Annotated in this window: 22 protein-coding genes and 1 other annotated feature; of the genes, 21 read left to right on the forward strand and 1 reads right to left on the reverse strand. The window is 42.8% G+C overall.

Annotated elements, in window-relative coordinates:
- Positions 1–277: 277 nt before the first annotated feature.
- The 20 genes from FCL54_RS21435 to FCL54_RS21530 all read left to right on the forward strand — a co-directional run bounded on the left by FCL54_RS21435 (position 278) and on the right by FCL54_RS21530 (position 20,284).
- Positions 278–550 (forward strand): YlmC/YmxH family sporulation protein, encoded by a 273-nt coding sequence (locus FCL54_RS21435; protein WP_138129234.1) that lies wholly within the window; start codon positions 278–280, stop codon positions 548–550.
- 142 nt (positions 551–692) lie between these two features.
- Entirely contained in the window at positions 693–1,514 is an 822-nt protein-coding gene (gene pgeF / locus FCL54_RS21440) for a peptidoglycan editing factor PgeF (protein WP_138129235.1), read from the forward strand.
- 7 nt (positions 1,515–1,521) lie between these two features.
- On the forward strand, positions 1,522–2,199 hold the full coding sequence (locus tag FCL54_RS21445) for a YggS family pyridoxal phosphate-dependent enzyme (RefSeq protein WP_138129236.1): 678 nt from the start codon (positions 1,522–1,524) through the stop codon (positions 2,197–2,199).
- A 37-nt stretch (positions 2,200–2,236) separates the two neighbouring features.
- Entirely contained in the window at positions 2,237–2,671 is a 435-nt protein-coding gene (locus tag FCL54_RS21450) for a cell division protein SepF (RefSeq protein ID WP_138129237.1), read from the forward strand.
- 17 nt (positions 2,672–2,688) lie between these two features.
- Positions 2,689–2,946, forward strand: a complete 258-nt coding sequence (locus FCL54_RS21455; RefSeq protein ID WP_138129238.1) for a YggT family protein — start codon at positions 2,689–2,691, stop codon at positions 2,944–2,946.
- A gap of 11 nt (positions 2,947–2,957) precedes the next feature.
- Positions 2,958–3,731 carry a YlmH family RNA-binding protein gene (locus tag FCL54_RS21460; RefSeq protein WP_138129239.1) on the forward strand — a complete coding sequence of 258 codons (774 nt, stop codon included), beginning with the start codon at positions 2,958–2,960 and terminating at the stop codon, positions 3,729–3,731.
- 79 nt (positions 3,732–3,810) lie between these two features.
- Positions 3,811–4,314: a DivIVA domain-containing protein gene (locus FCL54_RS21465; RefSeq protein WP_138129240.1), complete on the forward strand. Its 504-nt coding sequence runs from the start codon at positions 3,811–3,813 to the stop codon at positions 4,312–4,314.
- A 95-nt stretch (positions 4,315–4,409) separates the two neighbouring features.
- Positions 4,410–4,635 (forward strand) — a binding site (T-box leader).
- A gap of 72 nt (positions 4,636–4,707) precedes the next feature.
- Complete coding sequence (ileS, locus tag FCL54_RS21470; protein WP_138129241.1) at positions 4,708–7,464, forward strand: isoleucine--tRNA ligase; 2,757 nt, start codon at positions 4,708–4,710, stop codon at positions 7,462–7,464.
- Between the two features lie 204 nt (positions 7,465–7,668).
- The gene (gene lspA, locus FCL54_RS21475) at positions 7,669–8,130 is read left to right on the forward strand and encodes a signal peptidase II (RefSeq protein ID WP_138129255.1); all 462 of its coding nucleotides are present in this window, start codon (positions 7,669–7,671) and stop codon (positions 8,128–8,130) included.
- The gene (locus tag FCL54_RS21480; RefSeq protein WP_138129242.1) at positions 8,130–9,038 is read left to right on the forward strand and encodes an RluA family pseudouridine synthase; all 909 of its coding nucleotides are present in this window, start codon (positions 8,130–8,132) and stop codon (positions 9,036–9,038) included. Before lspA ends, FCL54_RS21480 begins: the two co-directional genes overlap by 1 nt.
- A 190-nt stretch (positions 9,039–9,228) precedes the next feature.
- Positions 9,229–9,771, forward strand: coding sequence for a bifunctional pyr operon transcriptional regulator/uracil phosphoribosyltransferase PyrR (gene pyrR, locus FCL54_RS21485; RefSeq protein ID WP_138129243.1), 543 nt, complete (start codon positions 9,229–9,231; stop codon positions 9,769–9,771).
- Positions 9,772–10,044: 273 nt separating this feature from the next.
- Positions 10,045–10,944: an aspartate carbamoyltransferase catalytic subunit gene (locus FCL54_RS21490; RefSeq protein ID WP_138129244.1), complete on the forward strand. Its 900-nt coding sequence runs from the start codon at positions 10,045–10,047 to the stop codon at positions 10,942–10,944.
- A 1-nt stretch (position 10,945) separates the two neighbouring features.
- Positions 10,946–12,232 (forward strand): dihydroorotase, encoded by a 1,287-nt coding sequence (locus FCL54_RS21495; protein ID WP_138129245.1) that lies wholly within the window; start codon positions 10,946–10,948, stop codon positions 12,230–12,232.
- Positions 12,232–13,320, forward strand: coding sequence for a carbamoyl phosphate synthase small subunit (locus FCL54_RS21500; protein ID WP_138129246.1), 1,089 nt, complete (start codon positions 12,232–12,234; stop codon positions 13,318–13,320). The genes FCL54_RS21495 and FCL54_RS21500 overlap by 1 nt, the downstream gene beginning before the upstream one ends.
- Positions 13,313–16,522: a carbamoyl-phosphate synthase large subunit gene (gene carB, locus FCL54_RS21505; protein WP_138129247.1), complete on the forward strand. Its 3,210-nt coding sequence runs from the start codon at positions 13,313–13,315 to the stop codon at positions 16,520–16,522. Before FCL54_RS21500 ends, carB begins: the two co-directional genes overlap by 8 nt.
- Entirely contained in the window at positions 16,519–17,298 is a 780-nt protein-coding gene (locus FCL54_RS21510) for a dihydroorotate dehydrogenase electron transfer subunit (RefSeq protein WP_138129248.1), read from the forward strand. Before carB ends, FCL54_RS21510 begins: the two co-directional genes overlap by 4 nt.
- Positions 17,295–18,227, forward strand: a complete 933-nt coding sequence (locus tag FCL54_RS21515) for a dihydroorotate dehydrogenase (RefSeq protein ID WP_138129249.1) — start codon at positions 17,295–17,297, stop codon at positions 18,225–18,227. The genes FCL54_RS21510 and FCL54_RS21515 overlap by 4 nt, the downstream gene beginning before the upstream one ends.
- A complete protein-coding gene (gene pyrF, locus FCL54_RS21520) occupies positions 18,209–18,928 on the forward strand; it encodes an orotidine-5'-phosphate decarboxylase (RefSeq protein WP_138129250.1) in 720 nt (239 codons plus the stop codon). The genes FCL54_RS21515 and pyrF overlap by 19 nt, the downstream gene beginning before the upstream one ends.
- Positions 18,918–19,565: an orotate phosphoribosyltransferase gene (gene pyrE, locus FCL54_RS21525; RefSeq protein WP_138129251.1), complete on the forward strand. Its 648-nt coding sequence runs from the start codon at positions 18,918–18,920 to the stop codon at positions 19,563–19,565. Before pyrF ends, pyrE begins: the two co-directional genes overlap by 11 nt.
- Positions 19,566–19,636: 71 nt before the next feature.
- A complete protein-coding gene (locus tag FCL54_RS21530; protein ID WP_246055403.1) occupies positions 19,637–20,284 on the forward strand; it encodes a class I SAM-dependent methyltransferase in 648 nt (215 codons plus the stop codon).
- A gap of 79 nt (positions 20,285–20,363) precedes the next feature.
- Here the strand turns inward: FCL54_RS21530 and FCL54_RS21535 are convergent, their stop codons facing one another.
- Positions 20,364–22,073: an Rqc2 family fibronectin-binding protein gene (locus FCL54_RS21535; RefSeq protein WP_138129253.1), complete on the reverse strand. Its 1,710-nt coding sequence runs from the start codon at positions 22,071–22,073 to the stop codon at positions 20,364–20,366.
- Between the two features lie 265 nt (positions 22,074–22,338).
- Here FCL54_RS21535 and FCL54_RS21540 point away from each other — a divergent pair, with 265 nt between their 5' ends.
- Complete coding sequence (locus tag FCL54_RS21540) at positions 22,339–25,044, forward strand: calcium-transporting P-type ATPase, PMR1-type (protein ID WP_138129254.1); 2,706 nt, start codon at positions 22,339–22,341, stop codon at positions 25,042–25,044.
- The last annotated feature ends 295 nt before the right edge of the window (positions 25,045–25,339 follow it).

Below are 25,339 nucleotides of genomic sequence, written 5' to 3' on the forward strand. Positions count from 1 at the left end.
TGCGGCCTTTTCTTATGTTTAACCAGCATAGCTCTCCCTGGCAGCTCAAGTGTATAAAGATCCCTACACGCAAGCATGACGTATCTTTATACACAAAGGGTCTAGTCGCATCGCTCTTTCAAAAACATATGGCTATCTTTATTCGGGAGATCATTTACAAGATACAAACTATAGGAAATCCGACATCTTACATAAAAAAGGCACCGATTTCCAAAATTTAAAAAAGTTCATTTTTATGTGAGGGCTCATATAATGTAAAGAAAGGCAGGCGAATAGGATGATTAAAATATCGGAGTTCCAGGTGAAGGATGTTGTAAATGTTTCAAACGGGAAGAAATTAGGACAGATCGCAGACCTGGAGATCAATCTAACGACCGGAAAGATTGAAGCGATTGTTATTCCGGGTACAGGCAAGATGATGGGTTTTTTTGCAAGGGAAAGTGATATTGTTATACCATGGAGAAACATCGTTAAGATTGGTTCCGATGTGATTTTAGTTCGTCATTATGATACAGGCAACGGAGAACAAACTTATCCAAAAGAGTCATAGAGGACTCTTTTGTTTATTTTTACAGAAAAAAATGCGATTTCATCCATTGTTTGGAATTTGATCGCAAACAATGTTCCTTATGTTCAACACAATATGATAAAATAAGTTATAATTATATGTTAATTAGGTAAGGAGTGTCGAAGTGAGTAAAGAGCCTTTTCAGCAAAAAGACCCTTCTTATTATGAACTTACTGAATGGGTATCCGAAAACAAACTCGTAGCAGGCATTACCACTCGCAAGAACGGATACAGTGATGCCCCGTATACTGAACTCAATATGGGATTGCATGTTGGTGATAAACATGAGCATGTTCTTAAAAACAGAGAGCATCTTGCAGACCTTTTGTCGTTCCGGCTGGATCACTGGGTTATCAGTGAACAAGTCCATGGCGGAAACATTCAAAAAGTAGGCAAAAAAGAGCGGGGGAATGGTGCAAGGAACCTGGACACTGTTATCCCTTCAGTGGATGGCTTATACACCAATGAGCCGGAAGTGATGCTAGGAGCATTCTATGCAGATTGCGTTCCAATTTTTTTCTATTCTCCAGATTACAGCTATGTTGGAATTGCTCATGCAGGCTGGCGGGGAACGACTGAAAATATTGCCGGCAACATGGTTAATGCCTGGAAAAAAGAAGGAGTTCCGGCTGACCGGGTTTATGCTGTAATCGGTCCTTCTATCGGCAGTTGCTGTTATGAGGTTGACCAAAACGTAAGTGATGCAGTTAGGAATGTTCTCAGGAATCAGGAGCCCTTTCCTTTTACAGAACATATGCCTGGAAAATTTATGCTTGATCTAAAAGAGGCCAATCGCTTAATACTTGCCAATAACGGAATTCCTGAAGATCAAATATTCGTAACAGAGTATTGTACAGGCTGCCAGACTGATATTTTTTATTCACATAGAAATGAAGGCGGAAAAACAGGCCGTATGTTAAGTTTTATTGGATTAAGGGAGGCTTGATCATCAAGTGTCAGTAAGAGAAAACTTAGAAGCGATTAAAAAGCAAATCGAAGTTGCATGTACAAAGAATAACAGAAATTCAGATGAAGTTAATATAATTGCAGTAACGAAGTATGTCTCTATTAAAACAGCAGAAGAAGCACTCGAATCAGGCGTTGAGCATCTTGGTGAGAGCCGGGATTTTGGATTGCTAGAAAAGTATGAGGCCTTAGGAGAAAAACCTGTTTGGCATTTTATTGGCACTCTGCAGTCCAGAAAGGTTAAAGATATAATCGGTAAGGTCGATTATATTCATTCCCTGGACAGGCTTTCACTCGCAAAAGAGATCCAGAAACGAGCCGAAGGAAAAGTTCGTTGTTTTGTCCAGGTTAATATTTCAGAAGAAAGTTCTAAACATGGGCTTTCAAAAGAGGATGCACTGACATTTATAAAACAGTTAGAAAGGTTTTCATCAATCGAAGTAGTTGGTTTAATGACGATGGCTCCTCATACTGATGATAAAGAAAGCATCAGGACAGTGTTTAGAGAATTAAAAGAATTGCAAGAAGAAGTCAAACGGTTACATTTGCCTTATGCTCCATGCAATGAGCTTTCCATGGGAATGTCGAATGATTTTGAAATTGCGGTTGAAGAAGGAGCTACATTTGTTCGGATCGGAACTGCGCTCGTTGGAAAGGAACTATAAAAACGTGCTTTGTTAGCATTAAGGAGGTTCTCTAAAAATGGGAATTAAGACGAAGTTCAAACAGTTTTTTGAGCTTGATGATGAAACCGTAGAGTTGGAAGAATATGAAGAAGAGTATGATGACTTCGAAGAAGAGGAGTATGAAACTTCCCGGTCAAGGAAAAAACAGAATAAACAAAATGTCGTTAGTTTGCAAAGCGTACATAAAAGCTCTAAAGTTGTATTAGTAGAACCAAGAATGTACGCAGAAGCTCAGGATATTGCGGATCAGATCAAGAATCGCAGGTCAGTTATCATGAATTTACAACAGCTTCCTCACGACCAGGCAATACGTATAGTCGATTTCATGAGCGGAACTGTGTATGCAGTTGGCGGTGATATACAAAAGCTTGGGCCTGATACATTTATGTGTACACCGGATAATGTAGAAATCACAGGAAACATTTCAGACTTTATTAGCAACAATGATTAGTTAGGATGGTGAAGTAGTTGAACATAGCTGTGCTCTTAGCTGAGATAATCAATATCTATTCATGGATTTTAATCATTTACATCTTTATGTCATGGGTACCGAACGCCCGCGAATCAACATTCGGACAAATTATGGCATCCATTTGCGAACCTTATCTGGCGCCTTTTAGAAAGTTTATTCCTCCTCTTGGAATGATTGATATTTCTCCTATCGTTGCTATTTTCGCATTGAACTTTGCACGATATGGCGTCTTTGCTATATTCGGCATGTTTTAAGGTATAAAGTAATGTCTATCTATGAACACTTCCGAAAAGAAGAACGGTCGTTCGTTGATAAGGTGCTAGAATGGCAGCTTGATGTCAAAAATCGATACGCTCCAAAGCTGACTGATTTTCTCGATCCTCGTGAACGTTTGATCTTGTCACAAGTAATCGGTAACGACCCTGAAGTCCAGCTGGAATTCAGGGGAGGTACTGATGGTGCTGAGCGGATGAGAGCCCTCCTGGCACCTCCTTATTTTGAAATAAAGGAAGAAGATTTTGAGCTTGCATTGCTCTCTGTAAATTATCCAAGCAAGTTTGTGACTTTAACACATCGGAACGTTCTTGGTTCGTTGATGAGTATTGGATTGAAGAGAGCAAAGTTTGGGGACATAGTTCTTGCAAAAGAAGAAGTGCAAATGGTTGTTGCAAGAGAAATTGTAGATTATGTACGATTAAATTTAACATCGATCGGCAAAGCTACTGTTTCTTTAGATGAAATCCCTTTTTCAAAGGCCATAAAAGCTGAGAAAGACTGGACCGAGGAAACTGGAACAGTATCAAGCATGAGGCTGGACACAGTTCTGGCTGAAATATATAACCTATCAAGAAGCAAAGCTTCAACTTACATACAGGGAGAAATGGCAAAGGTGAATTGGAAAATTGCCAGCCAGCCTTCTTTTGAGATTGAAGAACAAGATATTCTTTCGTTAAGAGGATATGGAAGAAGTAAGATTATTTCCATAGAAGGAAAAACAAAAAAAGAAAAATGGCGAATAATATTTGGCAGACAAAAATAGTTTTGTAAATTAAAAGGGAAAGCGAAGACTACTGTCGAAATACAGTATAATTAACAGAGTATTACGGAGGTGGCTTATATTGCCTTTAACACCATTAGATATTCATAACAAAGAATTTACACGCGGCTTTCGCGGCTATGATGAAGACGAAGTGAATGAGTTTCTTGATCAGGTGATCAAAGATTATGAAACCATCATTAGGGAGAAAAAAGAGTTAGAAGAACGGGTCCGTTCGATGGAAGAGAGACTCGGTCATTTTTCAAATCTTGAAGAGACGCTTAACAAATCCATTGTTATTGCGCAGGAAACTGCAGAAGATGTTAAGCATAATGCCAGCAAGGAAGCACGCCTCATTTTGAAAGAAGCAGAAAAGAACGCTGACCGCATTATAAATGATTCGCTTGCTAAATCAAGAAAGATCTCGATGGAAATCGAAGAGTTGAAAAAACAGGCAGCTGTTTATCGCACGCGCTTTCGCATGCTGATCGAAGCGCAGCTTGAAATGCTTAATAATGAGGATTGGGACGGGCTTTCAGCGCCAGTCGAGGAAGAAGAAGAACGCCATATTGAAGAAAACGTTTAATTAAGTTGGACTTATCTTTATTTTTGCGTTATTATTTTATTATTGTTGACGATTCAATAACTTTTTAATTATACTGTAAATTAACAACCAAATGGAAACAAACAAAGATGGGGACAGTACTTTTTCTAATCTTTACACAGCGAGCCGGGGGGTGGTGAAAGCCCGGTGTAAAAGGAAAAAGGAAGATCACCCCGGAGTTCCATGCCGAAAAAAGAGTAGGACATGGCGTTGATTCACGTTACGAATATAAGCGAACATTATTTCTTCTTCGGGAATAGTGTTTACCAGGGTGGTACCGCGGGTAACCTTCTCGTCCCTATTTTGGGATGGGAAGGTTTTTTGTTTTTTATTTTAGGTTATACTGAACAGATAAATTCAGGGAGGACAAGGGAAATGAGCTATAAAGATACACTTTTGATGCCACGTACAGAATTCCCGATGCGCGGCAACTTACCGAACAAAGAACCCGACATGCAAAAACAATGGGAAGATGAAAAAATGTATGAGAAAGTCCAGGAAAGAACGAAAGGAAGACCTCTTTACGTTTTACACGATGGACCTCCATATGCAAACGGGGATATTCATATCGGGCATGCAGAGAACAAAGTCCTAAAAGATATGATCGTCCGTTATAAATCGATGAATGGATTTCATGCTCCATATGTGCCAGGCTGGGATACACACGGCCTGCCGATCGAAACCGCGTTAACGAAAAAAGGAGTCAATCGAAAAGAGCTATCGGTAGCTGAGTTTAGAAAGCTATGTGCTGAGTATGCCCTTGAGCAGGTTGACCGCCAGCGAGAACAATTTAAGAGACTCGGTGTACGCGGGGATTGGGATAATCCTTATATCACATTGAAACCTGAATATGAAGCCCAACAAATTAAAGTGTTTGGCGAAATGGCGAACAAGGGATATATTTATAAAGATAAAAAGACTGTATATTGGTCTCCAACATCTGAGTCAGCGTTAGCAGAAGCGGAAATCGAGTACTATGATAAACGTTCTCCTTCTATTTTTGTTGCGTTTAAAGTAAAGGATGGAAAAGGCGTTCTAGAGGGTGATGAGCAGTTTATCATCTGGACGACAACACCATGGACAATTCCGGCAAACCTTGCTATCTCACTTAATTCTGATTACGATTACAGCGTTCTTAAGGTAAATGACCAAAAATACATTGTGGCTTCCGGTCTTGTTGAGCAGTTGGCTGAGCAGTTTGAATGGAACGATGTAGAAGAAATCAAAAAAGTAAAAGGAAAAGACCTTGAAATGGTTACAGCGAGCCATCCGTTTTACGACCGTGAATCTCTGGTCGTTCTTGGGGACCATGTCACTCTCGATGCTGGAACAGGCTGTGTTCACACGGCGCCTGGCCATGGGCAAGATGACTACTTTGTCGGGAAAAAATATGGTCTGGAGGTACTTTGCACAGTTGATGAAAAAGGTGTGTTCACGGACGAGGCACCCGGGTTCGAAGGTATGTTTTATGACAAAGCAAACAAGCCGATCACCGAAAAGCTTGAAGAAGTCGGGGCTTTAGTAAAACTGAACTTTATCACTCACTCGTATCCGCATGATTGGCGTACGAAAAAACCGATCATTTTCCGTGCAACTGAACAATGGTTTGCGTCGATTAAGCAATTCAGAGAAGAATTGCTGCAAGCAGTTAAAGATGTGAAGTGGCATCCGAGCTGGGGAGAAACCCGTTTGTTCAACATGGTGAAAGATCGTGAAGACTGGTGTATTTCACGTCAGCGTGCATGGGGTGTACCGATTCCTGTATTCTACGGGGAAAATGGAAAGCCGATCATCACAAAAGAAACAATCGATCATATTTCTGAACTGTTTAGAGAACATGGTTCTAACATCTGGTATGAATGGGATGCGAAGGATCTTCTTCCTGAAGGATTCACTTCTGAACATAGCCCGAACGGGGAGTTCAGAAAAGAATTGGATATCATGGATGTTTGGTTTGATTCAGGTTCTTCCCATCAAGCGGTTCTTGTAGAAAGAGACGAACTCGAACGTCCTGCTGATCTTTATCTTGAAGGTTCTGACCAATATCGCGGATGGTTTAACTCATCCCTTTCTACGTCGGTAGCGGTGACTGGCAAAGCGCCATACAAAGCGATTGTCAGCCATGGATTCGTTTTAGATGGTGAAGGAAAGAAAATGAGTAAATCACTTGGCAACGTAATGGTTCCTAACGATGTTATGAAACAATTGGGAGCGGATATCCTTCGCCTGTGGGTGTCATCTGCAGACTATCAGGCTGATGTGCGTGTTTCGGATGAAATTTTAAAACAAGTAGCAGAAGTATACCGTAAAATCCGTAACACATTCCGCTTCATGCTTGGAAACCTGAATGGCTTTGATCCTAAAGCTCATACAGTTGCTAAAGATCAGTTGAATGAAGTTGACCAATACATGCTTGTAAGATTGAATAAATTGATCGACAGAGTAAAAACGGCATATGATGAGTATCAATTCTCTACGGTTTATAATGCGATCCATAACTTCTGTACGATTGATCTAAGTTCTTTCTATCTTGATATCGCAAAAGATACGTTATATGTAGAACATGAGGATCATCCGGACCGCCGTTCTATCCAGACGGTGCTTTACGAAACAGTAACTGCTCTTGCGAAGTTATTGTCACCTATCATCCCGCATACGGCAGAAGAGGTCTGGAAATACATCCCGGGTATTGAAGAAGAAGCTGTACAGCTTTCCGATATGCCTGAAGCTGATCTTTCTGCAGATACTAGCGAGCTTGAGAAAAAGTGGGATGCATTCATGGAACTTCGCGATGATGTCCTGAAAGCACTTGAAGTAGCCCGTAATGAGAAAGTGATCGGAAAGTCACTGACCGCTAAAGTCAGCATTTATGCAAACGAAAATGCGAAACAGCTGCTTTCTGATTTCTCAAGATTGGATAAATTGTTCATCGTTTCTGCTGTAGAGATGGCGGGAGCCAAACAAGACGCTCCGTCAAATGCACAGCAATTCAGTGACGTAGCAATCGTTGTTGAAGCTGCAGAAGGCGAAACATGTGACCGCTGCTGGGTAGTAACACCAACAGTCGGCCAGGATGAAGAACACCCAGGACTCTGTCACGACTGTGCCGAAACAGTAAAGAAATATTATTAAGAAATACAGAGCACTCAACTCCACGTTGAGTGCTTTTTAATGAAATATTATATTAAGGCAAGTAGTTTTGGACTTAAAATAATAAGACTCCAAAGAGCTGCCATGGAGAGCAAAAAAATGCTGTTCATCACCACTTGCAATTGTATGAGAAAACCTACTGTGCTAAAATGCATAGGTAACGAAGAACTGATCGGGGGAGCGAACGTGTGGAAATATCTTATCGCGTTGCTGGTTATAATAGTAGACCAGTGGACGAAATGGCTCGTAGTTAAAAACATGGAACTGGGTGAACGTATTACCGTGATACAAGACTTCCTGTATCTCACATCCCATCGAAACAGGGGAGCTGCCTGGGGAATCCTCCAGGGGCAAATGTGGTTTTTTTACATTATTACCATCGTAGTCGTCATTGCAATCTTATATTACATGAGACAGTACAGAACTAATCGATTTATAAGCTTTGTTTTAGCGTTAATACTCGGAGGGGCGGCCGGAAACTTTATCGATCGTATCTGGCGCGGAGAAGTGGTAGATTTTGTCGACACTTATATTTTCTCCTATGATTATCCGATCTTTAATGTAGCCGATTCAGCCCTTGTTGTAGGCGTAGTTCTAATTATTATTGCTTCATTGTTTGAAGGTAAAAAAGCTGAGGGTGAATCATGATGGAAAACTTTACATTTAAAATTGATACACAACATAAAGGCCAGCGCCTGGACAAGATTCTTCCTTCCTTTGAAGATGACTGGTCAAGGACACAGGTCCAGCAATGGATAAAAGATGATTTAGTAAAAGTGAATGGGGACTCTGTAAAAGGAAATTATAAAGTTAATGAAGGGGACAGCATCTCCGTTTCCGTTCCAGAGCCGGAACCGCTTGAAGTGGTTCCTGAGCAGATGGATTTAGAGATTCTCTATGAAGACCAGGACGTTCTGGTCGTAAACAAACCCAGGGGAATGGTGGTACATCCTGCACCCGGCCATTATAGCGGAACCCTTGTAAATGGGTTGATGGCACAAATAAAAGATTTGTCTGGAATAAATGGGATACTGCGGCCTGGAATCGTACACCGTATCGATAAAGATACATCCGGTCTTTTGATGGTGGCTAAGAATGACAGAGCGCATGAATCACTTGTAAAACAGCTACAGGCTAAAACGGTAAATAGAAAGTATTGCGCTATTGTCCATGGTGTTGTCCAACATGATGTAGGGACAATCGATGCACCGATCGGCAGGGATAAAGAAGACCGCCAGAGTATGACCGTGACGAATGAAAACAGCAAGGATGCTGTTACGCACTTTAAAGTGCTCGAGCGTTTTTCGAATTATTCGTATGTGGAATGCAAATTAGAAACGGGCAGAACCCATCAGATTCGGGTTCATATGAAGTATATTGACCATCCTGTTGCGGGCGATCCTAAGTACGGTCCGAGAAAAACGCTGCCGATCCAGGGCCAGGCACTACACGCAGGTGTTCTCGGATTCGAGCATCCGGTAACTGGAAAGTGGCTTGAGTTTGAAAAAGAAATTCCTGAAGATATGGTGAAATTGCTAGAAAACCTTCGGAAGTGAAAATCCCCCGTTGACATTCAAGTGCTGCTTTGAGATACTTAATCCAAGTTAATAACCTTTAACTACAGTCCCGTGAGGCTGAGAAGGATGATTAGTGACGGATAGGATACTTATGCCTTCACAACCCTTTTGCCTGCGGCAGAAGGGTTTTTTATTTGAAGCGGGAACATTAGGGGAATGAGGTGAACATATGGAAAAGAAGACAGTCATCCTCGACGACCAGGCGATACGAAGAGCCTTAACTAGAATCGCTCATGAAATTATCGAACGAAATAAAGGTATTGAAGATTGTATGCTTGTCGGTATCAAGACAAGAGGAATTTATATTGCTGAAAGACTGGCAGAACGTATAGAAAAAATTGAGGGTTCTTCCATTTCAGTTGGCGAAGTGGATATCACATTATATCGAGATGATCTATCAACAAAAACTGAAGACAAAGATCCGCTTCTAAAAGGAACAAAGATTAAAGATGAAGTAACAGACAAAAAAGTAATCCTTGTTGATGATGTGCTTTATACTGGAAGAACAGTGCGGGCAGGGATGGATGCGATAATGGATCTTGGCAGGCCGTCGCAAATCCAGCTTGCGGTTTTAATAGACAGGGGACATCGTGAACTTCCGATCAGACCGGATTATGTTGGTAAAAATGTTCCTACATCAAGGGATGAAGTCGTTACAGTTTCCTTAAATGAAGTAGATGATATGGACCAGGTTTCCATTTCAACCAAATAAAACTGCCCTTTTAAAATAGTCCAGAGAGGCTGCAAGGGGAGGAACAAGGATCACAGAAACCGCCGGGAGCGGGAGACGTGTATTCTGTAACCTCTTTGCATAGGGCAAAGAGGTTTTTTGTTGCAAAATAAAATAGCTACCCTTTAATCATGTCCAGTGAGACATTGAAAGGGTGAAGGAATCCGCGTGAGTCGTACGCCTTTTCTGCACCCTTACTATTAAGTCAGGGTGCATTTTTTATAGGTGAAAAACGTATTCGGGGAGATGATTCAAATGAGGCATTTATTGAATATGGCATCACTTTCAACAGATGAAATTTACAGCATATTAGATCAGGCCGAGTCCTTTAAATCAGGGAGAAACTGGAAGCCATCAGAAGAACTTTTTGCAGCGAACCTGTTTTTTGAACCGAGTACAAGAACAAAGTTCAGCTTTGAAGTAGCTGAAAAAAAATTAGGGCTGCAAGTGTTGAACTTTGAAGCGGCTACATCGAGTATCCAAAAGGGAGAAACGCTTTATGATACTGTGAAAACCCTGGAAGCAATGGGAATTTCACTAGTGGTGATAAGACATACAGAAGAAAACTATTACAAGGAACTCATTGGAAAAACAGGTGTTTCGATTTTAAATGCAGGAGACGGATGCGGGCACCATCCAACACAATCCTTGCTGGATCTAATGACGATCAGGCAGGAGTTCCGTTCATTCGAAGGCTTAACAATCGTCATAAATGGGGACATCAGGCACAGCAGAGTAGCAAGATCGAATGCAGAAACACTCAAAAGATTAGGTGCAAACGTCCTTTTTTCTTCACCGCCTGAGTGGCAGGATGAAACTCTTGGTAACTTCGATTATGTTTCAATAGATGAAGCCGTTGAAATAGCGGATGTGATGATGATGCTGAGAATTCAGTATGAACGACATAAAGATAACACTGACCGAAAGAAAACGGATTATCTCTCCCAGTATGGTTTAACGATAGAAAGAGAGCAGCGGATGAAGCAAGGGAGCATTATTATGCATCCTGCACCCGTTAACCGGGATGTAGAGATTGCTGGGGAGTTAGTAGAATGCGAGAGGTCAAGGATTTTTAAGCAGGTAGAAAACGGCGTGTATGTCAGGATGGCTGCATTGAAACGCGCGATAAAAATGGCGACGAAGGAGCTGGTATAAGATGGGGAAATTATTAAAAAACGCAGTGCTATTGGATGGACAAGGAAACATGATAAACCGGGAAGTATTGATCAATGAAGAAGGCAACATTGCAAGAATAGAAGAAACAATTCCTGAAGCAAACCATGAAGTTTTTGATATTGATGGGAAATTGTTACTTCCCGGGTTTATCGACCTTCATATCCATCTTAGAGAACCTGGCGGAGAACATAAAGAAACGATCGAAACAGGAACACTCGCCGCAGCAAGAGGGGGATATACAGCGGTAGCTCCTATGCCGAACACAAAACCAGTTCCGGATTCAAAAGAGCAAATGGAATGGCTTCAAAGCAGAATAGAAGAAGCTGCACACGTGAAAGTACTTCCATATGCCTCGATCACCGTTAAAGAACTGGGCGAGGAAATCACCGATTTTAAGGCACTAAAAGAAGCGGGAGCATTTGCCTTTACAGACGATGGAGTCGGTGTCCAGCGCGCTGACATGATGCTTGAAGCGATGAAAAGAGCGGCAGCAGTCGACATGGCCATCGTGGCTCATTGCGAAGAAAACACCTTGATCAACAATGGGTGCGTACATGAAGGAACTTTTTCTAAAAATGAAAACTTAAACGGAATTCCTTCCGTTTGTGAATCAGTCCATATTGCGAGAGATGTTTTACTTGCTGAAGCAGCCCACGCTCATTACCATGTTTGCCATATCAGCACAAAGGAATCGGTCAGAGTTGTGAGGGATGCGAAACGCGCGGGCATAAAGGTTACTGCAGAGGTGACACCACACCATTTGCTTTTATGTGATGAAGACATCCCGGGAATCGATACGAATTATAAAATGAATCCTCCGTTAAGAGGAAAAGAAGACAGACAGGCATTGATCGAAGGTCTTTTAGACGGCACGATCGACTTTATTGCAACAGACCATGCACCGCATGCTGCCGAAGAAAAAGCACAGGAAATCGAGAAAGCGCCGTTTGGGATTGTAGGACTGGAAACAGCTTTTCCATTACTTAACACACACTTAGTTGAAAAAGGAATCATTTCCTTAAAACAGCTAGTAGACTGGATGACGGTAAAGCCTGCTGAGACATTCGGACTTAAAATGGGTGAAATAAAAGAAGGGTATCCAGCCGACTTAACGATCGTCGATCTTAAAGAACAAAGGGAAATCAATCCGAAAGAATTTTTATCTAAAGGAAAAAATACGCCTTTCACTGGCTGGGAATGTAAAGGATGGCCGGTACAAACAATGGTTGAGGGTGAAATCGTATGGAAGAAAGGAAGCGATGCATAATGAAAAGGCAGCTGATTTTAGAAGACGGAACAGTATTTGTAGGAGAAGCTTTCGGAAGTGACCATGAAAAAGATGGAGAAGTTGTTTTTAACACCGGTATGACCGGATATCAGGAAATCCTTTCAGATCCATCATATTGCGGGCAAATCGTCACCCTGACATATCCGTTGATCGGAAACTATGGAATTAACCGTGATGACTTTGAATCGATTTCACCGGCCATCAATGGATTGATCGTCAAAGAAGCTGCAGACCTTCCAAACTACTGGAGAAGTGAGATGTCATTAGATGAACTCTTGAAAGCAAAAGGTATTCCGGGGCTTCAGGGAATCGATACGCGTAAGCTAACAAAACTCATCCGCTCAAGAGGAACGATGAAAGGAAAGCTCTGCAGCATCGACCAGAATCCGGATGAAGTGGTTGCCGGATTAGAGAAGAGAGAACTGCCGACGGACCAGGTTAAACGTGTTTCTACGAAAGCTCCATATGCCAGTCCGGGGCGGGGTTATCGCGTTGTATTAGTCGATTTTGGCATGAAGCATGGTATCTTAAGGGATTTAATTAAAAGAAATTGCGATGTTGTCGTTGTTCCTTATGATACTCCCGCCGAAGAGATTCTGCGCTTAAACCCGGACGGCATCATGCTTAGCAACGGCCCTGGAGATCCAAAGGACGTTCCGGAAGCGGTAGAAATGATAGATAAAGTTCTTGGAAAAGTTCCGTTGTTCGGCATTTGCCTTGGACATCAGTTATTCGCACTTGCATGCGGTGCTGACACTGAAAAGATGAAGTTTGGCCACAGAGGTTCCAACCACCCTGTCAAAGAGTTGAAAACAAATAAAATTTCGATCACTTCTCAAAATCATGGCTATACGGTTTCTGCGGCATCTATTAATAATAGGCTTTTAGAAGTGACGCATATTGCAATCAATGATGACACGATCGAAGGACTTTCCCATAAAGAATTCCCGGCGTTCAGTGTACAGTATCATCCGGAAGCATCTCCGGGACCTGAAGATTCCAACGAACTATTCGACCAGTTTATCAGCATGATTAACGTACACAAGGAGGAAAAAGCATATGCCTAAAAGAACGGACATTCACAAAATTCTAGTAATCGGATCAGGACCTATTGTTATCGGCCAGGCAGCCGAGTTTGATTATGCAGGAACACAAGCATGTCAGGCATTAAAAGAAGAAGGATATGAAGTAATACTAGTCAACTCTAATCCTGCTACAATCATGACGGATACAACGATGGCAGACCAGGTATATATTGAGCCCCTTACACTTGAATTTGTAAGCAGAATCATCAGGAAAGAACGCCCTGACGCACTTCTTGCAACGCTCGGCGGGCAAACAGGACTAAACATGGCGATCGAGCTTGCCGATGCAGGCATCTTAGAAGAATGCAATGTTGAATTACTTGGCACAAAACTTGATGCAATCCAAAAAGCAGAAGACAGAGACCTTTTCAGGAATTTGATGAACGAGCTCGGGGAGCCTGTTCCAGAAAGTGATATTGTCCGTTCTCTTGATGAAGCATACGGGTTTGTAGAAAAGGTGGGTTACCCGGTCATCGTAAGACCTGCATACACACTTGGCGGTACAGGCGGAGGTATAGTGAATAATGAAGAGGAACTGGTCGAAATCGTCTCCAGCGGTCTAAAAAACAGCCCGGTAACACAATGTTTGCTTGAAAAAAGCATCGCTGGCTTCAAGGAGATCGAATACGAGGTAATGAGAGACGGACAGGATGGGGCGATTGTTGTATGTAATATGGAGAACATCGATCCTGTTGGAATCCATACAGGGGATTCTATCGTTGTTGCGCCAAGCCAGACACTTTCGGATAGAGATTATCAAATGCTCAGGAACGTGGCCCTGAAAGTGATCAGGGAATTAAAGATTGAGGGTGGATGTAACATCCAGCTTGCTCTAGACCCTGATAGCTTCAATTATTATATCATCGAGGTCAATCCCAGGGTAAGCCGTTCTTCTGCACTTGCATCTAAAGCGACAGGTTATCCGATCGCAAAGCTGGCAGCAAAAATTGCTGTAGGACTATCCCTTGCAGAAATGAAAAACCCGGTAACAGGAAAAACATACGCTAGCTTCGAACCAGCTCTCGATTATGTCGTCACTAAGATCCCTCGCTGGCCGTTCGATAAATTTGAAGCAGCGAACCGTAAACTCGGAACCCAGATGAAAGCAACCGGTGAAGTCATGGCAATCGGACGGAATTTAGAAGAATCACTACTAAAAGCAGTCCGATCCCTTGAATCAAACGTTTCCCACATCGAAATCGAGTCAATGAGTAAGCTGTCAGATGAAGAGATCGAAAAAAGAATTACGACTGCAGACGATGAGCGGTTGTTTGTTCTTGGTGAAGCCTTCCGAAGAGGAATTGCCGTTCAACAAATCTTTGAATGGAGCAAGATCAATGTGTTCTTCCTTGAGAAGATGAAGAAGATAGTTGATCTTGAGAAAGAAATCGCCTCTAATAACGGAAACCTTGAAGTGCTTGAAAAGGCTAAGAAACTTGGCTTTTCAGATGAAAAGATCGCAAGCCTCTGGAACGTTTCAGAAAGAGAAGTCTTTAAGCTTCGTGAGGAAAATGACCTGATGCCCGTTTACAAAATGGTGGATACGTGTGCAGCAGAATTCGAAAGTGCTACACCTTACTACTACGGAACTTATGAAGAAGAAAATGAATCAGAAGTAACGGACCGAAAAAGCGTCCTTGTACTTGGTTCAGGACCGATCCGAATCGGACAGGGAATAGAGTTTGACTATGCAACGGTCCATTCTGTGTGGGCGATTAAAGAAGCAGGATATGAAGCGATCATCGTCAACAATAACCCTGAGACTGTATCAACAGATTTCAGCACATCCGACAAGCTATACTTTGAGCCACTGACAGTGGAAGATGTTATGCATGTCGTAAAACAGGAAAATCCGATCGGGGTTGTTGTCCAATTCGGTGGACAGACCGCGATAAACCTTGCCTCAGAACTGGAAGCAAGGGGCGTAAAAATCCTTGGTACATCCCTTGAAAACATGGACAGGGCAGAAGACAGGGATAAGTTTGAACATACGATGTCACAGCTCGACATTCCACAGCCTCCTGGTAAAACAGCCGTTTCAGTTGAAGAAGCAGTTGAAGTTGCCAGAGAAATCGGCTATCCGGTGCTTGTAAGGCCTTCTTACGTTCTCGGCGGAAGAGCGATGGAAATCGTTTATAAAGAAGAAGAGCTGTTACATTACATGGAAAATGCGGTAAAAGTGAATCCGCAGCATCCGGTTCTTATCGATCGTTACCTGTTAGGTAAAGAAATTGAAGTAGATGCGATTTCAGACGGGGAAACAGTCTTTATTCCGGGAATTATGGAACATATCGAACGTGCCGGAGTCCATTCTGGAGATTCGATTGCAGTATATCCTCCGCAAAGCATTTCAGAACATATTAAGCAAACATTGATCGAGCAAACGATATCGCTTGCAAGAGGATTGAACATTGTCGGCCTGTTGAACATTCAATTCGTTATCCAAAACGATAAAGTGTATGTTCTGGAAGTGAATCCCCGTTCCAGCAGGACGGTGCCGTTCTTAAGCAAGATTACCGGAGTGCCGATGGCAAACCTTGGCACAAAGGTTATTCTTGGCCAGAAGTTATCCGATCTAGGCTATGAAACAGGTTATGGCGAGGAAAGGCCAGATGTTTATGTAAAGGTGCCTGTCTTCTCGTTTGCAAAACTTAGAAGAGTAGACATTACTCTAGGACCTGAAATGAAATCGACCGGGGAAGTAATGGGAAGAGACAAGACTCTGGAAAAGGCGCTTTACAAAGGGTTGATCGCTTCCGGAATGAACATTCCATCATACGGATCTGTTCTATTCACAATCGCAGACAAAGACAAAGAGGAAGCAATGGTGCTGGTAAGACGCTTCCACGAGATAGGCTACAACATTCTTGCGACAGAAGGAACTGCTGACATAATAAGAGAAGAAGGCATTCCGGTTACTGTTGTGAACAAAATCGGGGCGGAAAAACCGAACCTTCTCCACGTTATTCGCGAAGGCCAGGCACAGTTTGTCATCAATACTCTTACAAAAGGGAAACAGCCTGCACGTGATGGCTTCCGTATCCGCCGTGAGTCTGTAGAAAATGGAGTGGTTTGCTTCACATCGCTGGATACTGCAAAAGCATTGCTTCGAGTGTTAGAAACAATTACTTTCTCAAGCAACAGCATGCCGAATTTCTCGAAAAAAGAAGTGGTCCAGGCATGAGAAAACTGGATGGGGTTGTAACAAAGCATGAGCAGATCGCTGAAAAGATCTTTGAATTAACAATCCAAAACGAGAATATCGATGCTTCGTTCAAGCCGGGACAATTCCTGCACCTTAAAGTTGGTGCAGGGATGGACCCATTGTTAAGAAGGCCGATCAGCATATGCGATATTGACGAAAAGACGAATGAATTAAAAATGATTTATCGGGTGGAAGGAAGAGGTACAGAAGTTCTTTCTAAAACGGTATACGGGGAAAAGCTCAATGTGCTGGCACCTCTTGGTAATGGATTTCCTCTCGATGAAGCAGAACAAGGCCAAACGGCTTTATTGGTCGGAGGAGGAATAGGTGTACCACCACTCTATTATGTCTCAAAAGAATTAAAAAAGCGCGGGGTAAACGTTGTCCATGTGAATGGTTTTCAAACAGGAAACAGCGTGTTTTATGAAAGAGAGTTCAGCGAGCTAGGACCTACTTTCATCGCTACTGTCGACGGGACAACAGGTACAAAAGGTTTTGTGACAGACGTGATCGAGCAAGAAAACCTTGATTTCGATATGGTCTTCACATGTGGCCCTATTCCGATGTTAAAAGCGATAGAGCAGCGTTACCATGGTAAGAAAAAAGTGTTTTTATCGCTTGAGCAAAGAATGGGTTGCGGAATTGGTGCCTGCTTTGCATGTGTATGCCATGTGCAAGAGGACCCGGCAGGTGCAAGCTATGTAAAAGTTTGCAGTGACGGGCCAGTATTTCCTTCCGGGGAGGTTGTTTTATGAACAGATTAGCGGTTGAACTACCTGGTTTAAAGCTTAAAAATCCGATCATGCCGGCATCGGGATGTTTCGGATTCGGAAAAGAGTACGCAAATTTTTATGACCTAAGTGTACTCGGTGCAATCATGGTCAAGGCTACAACAATAGAATCCAGGTTCGGAAATCCAACTCCGAGAGTGGCCGAAACTGCAGCTGGAATGCTAAATGCCATCGGCCTGCAAAACCCGGGACTGGAGAAGGTATACAGCGAAGAATTGCCATGGCTCGAACAGTATGATGTCCCGATCATTGCAAACATCGCTGGCTCAAAAGTAGAAGATTATGTAGTAGTAGCTGAAAAAATTTCAACTGCTCCGAACGTCCATGCACTCGAGTTGAATATTTCATGCCCGAATGTAAAAGAAGGCGGGATCGCTTTTGGTACGGTGCCAGAGACGGCAGCACACGTAACAAAGGAAGTGAAAAAAGTATCCAGTGTACCTGTGTATGTAAAACTGTCTCCAAATGTTACGGATATCGTTTCGATTGCAAAAGCGGTTGAAGCTGCTGGTGCAGATGGACTAACGATGATCAACACATTACTTGGCATGCGGATAGATTTAAAATCCAGGCAACCGATTTTATCAAACGGAATGGGCGGATTATCAGGCCCGGCTGTTAAACCTGTTTCGATAAGAATGATATATCAGGTGAGCCAGGAAGTTAATATACCGATCATTGGTATGGGCGGGGTCACCAAGGCAGAAGATGTTATCGAATACTTTCTCGCTGGCGCTTCCGCCGTTGCGGTAGGTACAGCGAACTTTGTGGATCCGACTATATGTCCGGATATTATCGAAGAATTGCCCGGTTTGCTAGATAAGATGAAAGTTGGCCATATAACGGAACTTATTGGAGGGAGTTGGAAAACAGAATGGGTCGCTCAATCATAGTAGCGCTTGATTATTCAACACGAGAAGAAATAAGAAGTTTTTTAAAAGAGTTTCAACAAGAATCCCTTTTTGTAAAAGTAGGAATGGAAGCTTTTTATCAGTTTGGACCTTCTCTAGTGGAAGAAATCAAAGAACAGGACCATCAGCTGTTTTTAGACCTGAAGCTTCATGATATTCCAAACACGGTGAAGAAAGCGATGAAAGGCCTTGCGGGACTCGGGGTCGACCTGGTGAATGTCCATGCTGCAGGCGGAAGGGACATGATGCAGAGCGCTCTTGAAGGATTAGAAGCAGGAAGCCCTTCAGGAAAAAATCGGGCGATGTGCATCGGTGTCACCCACCTGACGAGTACTTCTGAAGAAATGCTAAAACAGGAACTTCATATCAATAAAAGAATGAAAGATGCGGTTGTTTCATTAGCGAGTTTAACGAAAGCAAGCGGACTTGACGGTGTGGTTTCATCCGCACTGGAGGTTCCATGGATCAAAAAGGCATGTGGACAGTCGTTTCTTACCGTAACACCGGGTATCAGGTTAGAAGGAGACCTTGCCCAGGATCAGAAGCGTGTCGCAACACCTTCAAAAGCCAGGTCGCTCGGTAGTGATTTTATTGTGGTAGGAAGAAGCATAACGGCAGCTGAAAATCCTTATGAAGCTTATTATAAAGTGAAAAAAGATTGGGAGGGTTCATATGTTTCCTAAAATTGCAGAGCACCTGTTATCGATCGGAGCAGTAAGTCTAAAACCCAACGATCCATTTACATGGTCATCCGGAATGAAATCGCCAATTTATTGTGATAACCGATTAACATTGTCTTATCCAGAAGTTCGTAAAGAGATCGCAAAAGGGCTTGTCCAAATTATCAAAGAACACTATCCTGATGTGGAATGTATCGCAGGAACTGCTACGGCTGGTATCCCTCACGCGGCATGGGTGAGCGACCAGTTAAATCTTCCGATGGTATACGTGCGCGGAAAAGCAAAAGGACATGGCAAAGAAAATGTTATCGAAGGGAAAATTAGCAGGGGCGACAGAGTCGTCATCATTGAAGACTTGATCTCTACAGGCGGAAGCGTTATCCATGCAGCTGAAGAACTAAAAAAAGCCGGCGCTGAAATTCTTGGTGTTGCAGCGATCTTTTCTTATGAGCTTAAAAAAGGAACGGATAATTTGCAAAAGACAGCGCTTGACTGGCACACATTGACAAACTTCACTACAATGTTAGATATAGCGGCTCAAAAAGGGTTTATTGAAAAGGAAGACGTGAAAAGGCTGCAGCAGTGGCGCAAGAAGCCTTCTTCAACAGATTGGATGCAAGAAGGAGTGTCGAATTCTTAAAGGATTGCAGCGGCAGTTAGTAACATTCTGTTTTTCGGCCCGAATAAATGGGAGGAATAATAGTGAGAAAAATGCCTGGAGATGAATTTGATTCACTCGTATCTTTTTTTGATGACATGGCAAGGACGAAGTGGCTGGGAAGCATTCATAACCGATTGAAACAAGCGACAGGTTCCTGGGAAGGAAAGTCTGTTCTTGATGTTGGTTGTGGTACCGGGAGGCTTTTACTCCGAGGGGTAGAGGAAGCAGGCCATCTAACTGGCATCGATTTGTCGAAAGAAATGCTAAAAGCGAGCAAGCAAAATTTCTTTTTTATAAACCGCAGTGAGAAAGCGACCTTTATGCAGGCTGATGCGTGTGAAATTCCTTTTGAGAAAGGGAAGTTTGACCTTTCTCTTTCAACATGTGTCTTGTTTTTGCTTCCTGAACCGGAGATTGCCATGAAGGAAATGATCAGGGTAACAAAAGAAGGCGGACAGCTGGCCATGCTGAATCCCTCTGTCCGAATGGACCAGGCGAAGGCATTTGCGTATGCGAAAGATAAAGGAATAAGAGGGTTCGAACAAACATCATTGCTTAAATGGGCAAATGTGTCAACAAGGAGACACAGGTATTCCCCTGACCAGCTAAGTGACCTCCTGCGATCTAACGGTGCGGTTTCTACAGAGCATATCGAAGTGCTTGATGGACTTGCCATTATCACTGTTGCTAACCTGTGATCAGTACCAGGTATACTACATAACTATCTTCAATCTTTTCTCATACAAAAACGTATAAATCCTGCCGTGAAGGCAGGATTTATACGTTTCTTTTTAGTTGTAAAACTAAATCCGGATCCGGTGTGACATATACGGTGTTCTGGTTATCATAAGTAACATAACCCGGTTTTGCCCCGCTTGGCTTTTTGACGTGCTTAATGAGCGTATAATCGACAGGAACCGATCCTGATTCCCGTGCTTTACTAAAGTATGCTGCCAGATTTGCAGCTTCTAGCAAGGTTTGTTCTGTAAATTCAGGGTTGCGGATGACAACATGGGATCCCGGGATATCTTTCGTGTGTAACCAGGTTTCCGTTTTGGACGCCAGTCGGTTTGTTAAATACTCATTTTGCTTATTGTTTTTGCCAACCAGTAATTCTGTTCCGTCACTGGAAACATACCGGTCGAGTGTTGGCCTGGTGTTTTTAGTTGGCTTTGTCCGCTTGCTTCTCTTTCGGATATAGCCCTGTTCTTCAAGTTCTTCTCTGATTTCTTCTACATCCCGGGGGGAAGCAGATTCAAGTTGTTGAATAAGCTGATCGAGATAATCGATTTCTTCATGGGCATTTTCGATTTGCTCGTTTACGATGCTGAGCGAGTTTTTCGCCTTGTTATACTTTTTAAAATAATCCTGTGCATTTTCAGAAGGAGTCTTTTGCGGGTCGAGTGGTATATCGATCGTCGCTCCGTTTTCGTCATAGTAGTTAATAACTTCTATGTTTTTGTCACCGCGTTTAACAGCGTGCATGTTCGCTGTTAGAAGTTCTCCGTAAAGCTGGAATTCATCAGCTTTTTCAGCGCTTTTTAGCGTGCTTTCCAATTTTTTTATTTTCTTAACGTTTTTCTTTCGTTCGTTGACCAGGAACTTTTCGAGATCATTTGTTTGCTGCTTCACGCGGTCGCGTTCTGCTTTTCCGAAGTAAAAACGGTCGAGCAGCTCACTGACGCTATCGAAAGTTTTTTTCTCTCCTTCGAGATGAGAAAGCTCTACAACCGAGAAAAATTCCTTGTTTTCAGTAAACACCATTTGCGGGACATATTCGCGATTTCTCACCTTGTCCATCACTTCAAAAAAGCTGCCTGTGAGACTGGCACGGTTAGCGAGTCCTGCCCGGGAAAGAACCTCTTTTGCGATTAACGGTGAAACACCGGAAAACTCATTGACAATCTGCCTGTCCAACTTCCCGCTGTTAAAGTCAATACGGTGCAAGAACTGTTCTTCATCCACTTCAAGTGGTGAAATTTTCTCTTGTGCTGGAGGAGCGACATAGGGCTGTCCTGGAAGCACAGTACGATGCCTGTTGACTGCTGGGGATAAATGCTTGATGCTATCCAGGATCATATTTTCCTCATTTACAAGTATAATGTTGCTGTGCCTTCCCATTATTTCAATAATTAGTTTTCTATAGCTAACATCACCAAGTTCATTTCTTGTCCGAAATGTTAGATGGAAGATCCTTTCCATCTCAACCTGCTCTATTTTCTCAAGAATACTGCCGTCAAGATGCTTTCTCAGCAGCATGCAAAACATCGGCGGTTCTTTCGGATTATCATAGCTCTGTTCCGTAACATGTATTCTCGAAAAACTCGGATTAGCGGAAACAAGCAAATGATGGTTCTTTCTTCCAGACCGAATAACGAACACCAGGTCTGACTTGTAAGGTTGATAGATTTTAGATACTCTACCATTTAGCAATGTTTCAGTTAACTCATCTGCTACTGCTCTTGTTACAATTCCATCAAAAGACATAGTACCTCACCTCTTGTCCAACGACATAAACAACCAGTATAATAATGGTTTTCTTTATGCCAGACTCTTTCTTTTATTAAGGGCTTTTTTTAAAAAAGATAGTTATTTTAATACACCCTCCAAAAGCTTCATTCTTTCCACTCTCTATTGAATTCCAGACTCAATTAGTAACCATCTTAATCAGTATAGCATTTTTTTTAGCTTGTCTGAATATAGATGGCTAGTAGATAAATCAATCGTTCTATTTTGATTGCGAGGTGTAGGAATGCGGTGGTACGAGTATACAGCAGAAGAGGTCGCAGATAAAATAAGGGCCAATTTAACAGAAGGTTTGACCGAAGATGAAGTGCAAAAGCGTCGCCAAAAGACCGGATTCAATGAGATTGAAGAGGCGGAACGCCCTTCCGGGTGGATCATATTCCTTTCCCAGTTTAAAGACTTTATGGTCGTTGTGCTCCTTGCAGCCACCCTAATATCAGGACTGCTTGGAGAATACCTGGATGCGATCGCGATAATTCTTATTATTTTAATGAACGGGTTTTTAGGATTTTTGCAAGAACGCAAGGCAGAAAAATCGCTCCAGGCTTTGAAAGAACTATCAGCCCCTAAAATGAGAGTGTTGAGAAACGGCAACTGGAAGCAGATCCAGGCAAAAGAGGCAGTCATCGGCGATATCGTAAGAATAGAAAGCGGCGATCGGATAGGCGCTGATCTGCGCTTGATATCAGAAGATTCCCTATACATTGAAGAATCAGCACTAACTGGTGAATCGGTACCGGTCAACAAAAGAGTAGAACCCCTGGCTTCTGGAGAACTTGGCATCGGGGATCAGGAGAATATAGCTTTCATGGGAACGCTTGTGACACAGGGAAAAGGCAAGGGGATTGTTATAGGGACAGGCATGAAAACAGAGATGGGCAAAATCGCCCATTTGATACAATCAGCAGAAACAATGGCAACTCCGCTCCAGCGAAGGTTGGAACAACTCGGCAAGGTATTGATTGCTGCAGCGCTGGCATTAACCGCATTAGTCGTGATCCTCGGGATTATTCAAGGACGGAATGTCTATGATATGTTCCTTGCTGGTGTTTCACTGGCAGTTGCTGCTATACCGGAAGGGCTTCCGGCCATTGTTACGATCGCCCTTGCGTTAGGAATGCAAAAGATGATCAAACGCAAAGCAATTGTAAGAAAGCTACCGTCGGTTGAAACACTTGGATGTGCTACCGTGATTTGTTCGGACAAAACAGGAACGCTAACACAGAACAAGATGACGGTTACCCATCTGTGGTCAGGCGGAAAAACCTGGACGGTTACAGGTACCGGTTACGATCCATATGGAGATTTCTTTGAGAATAGGAAAAAAGTCAGCCCGGATGATGTGAAACCATTAAAGCAGTTGCTTACTTTTGGAGTGTTATGCAATAACGCTGTTGTTAAAAAAGATAACAAAAGGTTTCATTTGGATGGTGATCCGACAGAAGGTGCTCTTGTGGTTGCAGGGATGAAGGCGGGTATCCTGTCAGAAATTAGAGAAACAAATTTTGATATCATTCAAGAGTTTCCATTTGATTCTTCCAGAAAAATGATGAGTGTTTTAATTGAAAATAAAAAGGGAGAACGCTTTGTGGTTACCAAGGGCGCCCCGGACGTGCTTTTAAAGCACAGTACCGCTATTCTATGGAACGGAAGACAACAGCGGCTGGACCAGGATAGGGAAAATAAAGTGAAGCAAGAGATAAACAAGCTGGGAGCTAAAGCATTAAGAACGATTGCGATTGCATATAAGCCGCTGCAAAACACAGAAAATTTGCTCCACAGTGTCCAGGCAGAATCAAAGCTTGTTTTTGTAGGACTGCAGGGAATGATCGATCCTCCAAGGCCAGAAGTGAAGCAAGCGGTACAGGAGTGCCGGGCAGCAGGCGTAAAAACGATTATGATAACAGGAGACCACGCTGTTACAGCAACCGCGATCGCAAAAGACCTTGGCATTTTACCTCACGGGGGAAGAGTGATCGATGGACAGGAATTGGGCAGGTTAAGCATCGAAGATCTCGAGGAAGCGGTAGATGATATTTATGTCTTTGCAAGAGTATCGCCAGAACATAAGCTAAAAATCGTTAGAGCACTTCAGAAAAAAGGACATGTCGTTGCGATGACAGGGGACGGAGTAAACGATGCCCCTGCGATCAAGGCTGCAAATATCGGAGTAGCGATGGGAATAACGGGAACGGATGTAGCCAAAGAAGCATCGTCTCTTGTATTAAGTGATGATAATTTCACTTCGATTCGGGCGGCTATTGAAGAAGGGAGAAACATCTATGAAAATATTCGAAAGTTTATCAGGTACCTGCTGGCCTCTAACGTAGGTGAGATTTTTGTAATGTTGTTCGCGATATTGTTATCACTGCCGCTGCCACTCGTGCCGATACAGATTCTATGGGTTAACCTTGTAACCGACGGTTTGCCTGCAATGGCGCTTGGAGTGGATCCGGCAGAAAGCGATGTGATGAAGCGAGAGCCAAGAAGTCCAAACGAAGGTGTTTTTGCAAGAAAGCTTGGATGGAAGATTATCAGCAGGGGATTGTTGATCGGATTGTGTACTCTGGCTGCTTTTATGGTCACTTATTATCAAAATCCTGATGACCTTGTTAAGGCACAAACAATTGCGTTTGCTACCCTTGTGATGGCGCAGCTTATCCATGTGTTTGATTGCCGCAGCGAGCACTCTGTTTTCCATAGAAATCCTTTCCAAAACATGCTGCTGGTGTTGGCTGTATTATCTTCCGTTTTGATGCTTCTCGTGGTTATTTACTATCCGCCGCTGCAGCCGATTTTCCATACAACGGTAATAAATGTGAGAGAATGGCTCTTGATTTTAGGGCTCTCATCAATACCGACTTTTTTGTTGGCAGGCTATTCATTGTTTTACCAGCCTATGAAAGTAAAAAAAACAACGCCTTCTATCTAACATTCTAAAAAGAGGCTGGGACATAAATAAGACGTTCAAGTTAAAAAACGAATAATTAAAAATCAACAAGTATTGAATGTTACTTTTCAATAGATGTATCTTCCTTTGTAGCTAGTAGGAGTGATACAAACCGCTTCGGCAGAATACTTAGCTTTCCGCGGGCACGGCCTCAGCCTCCTCGCGGAAAAACCATCGTTTTGGAGTCTTCGGACTCGTGCTGTTCCCGCAGGATAAGGAAGGCTACGGCAGCAAGACATCGCACGAAGAAAATGGGCAGTTCATTTTCGAGGAGTCT

Origin of the sequence: Exobacillus caeni (genome assembly GCF_005747095.1) — a bacterium.
GTDB classification, from domain to species: Bacteria; Bacillota; Bacilli; order Bacillales; family Guptibacillaceae; genus Exobacillus; species Exobacillus caeni.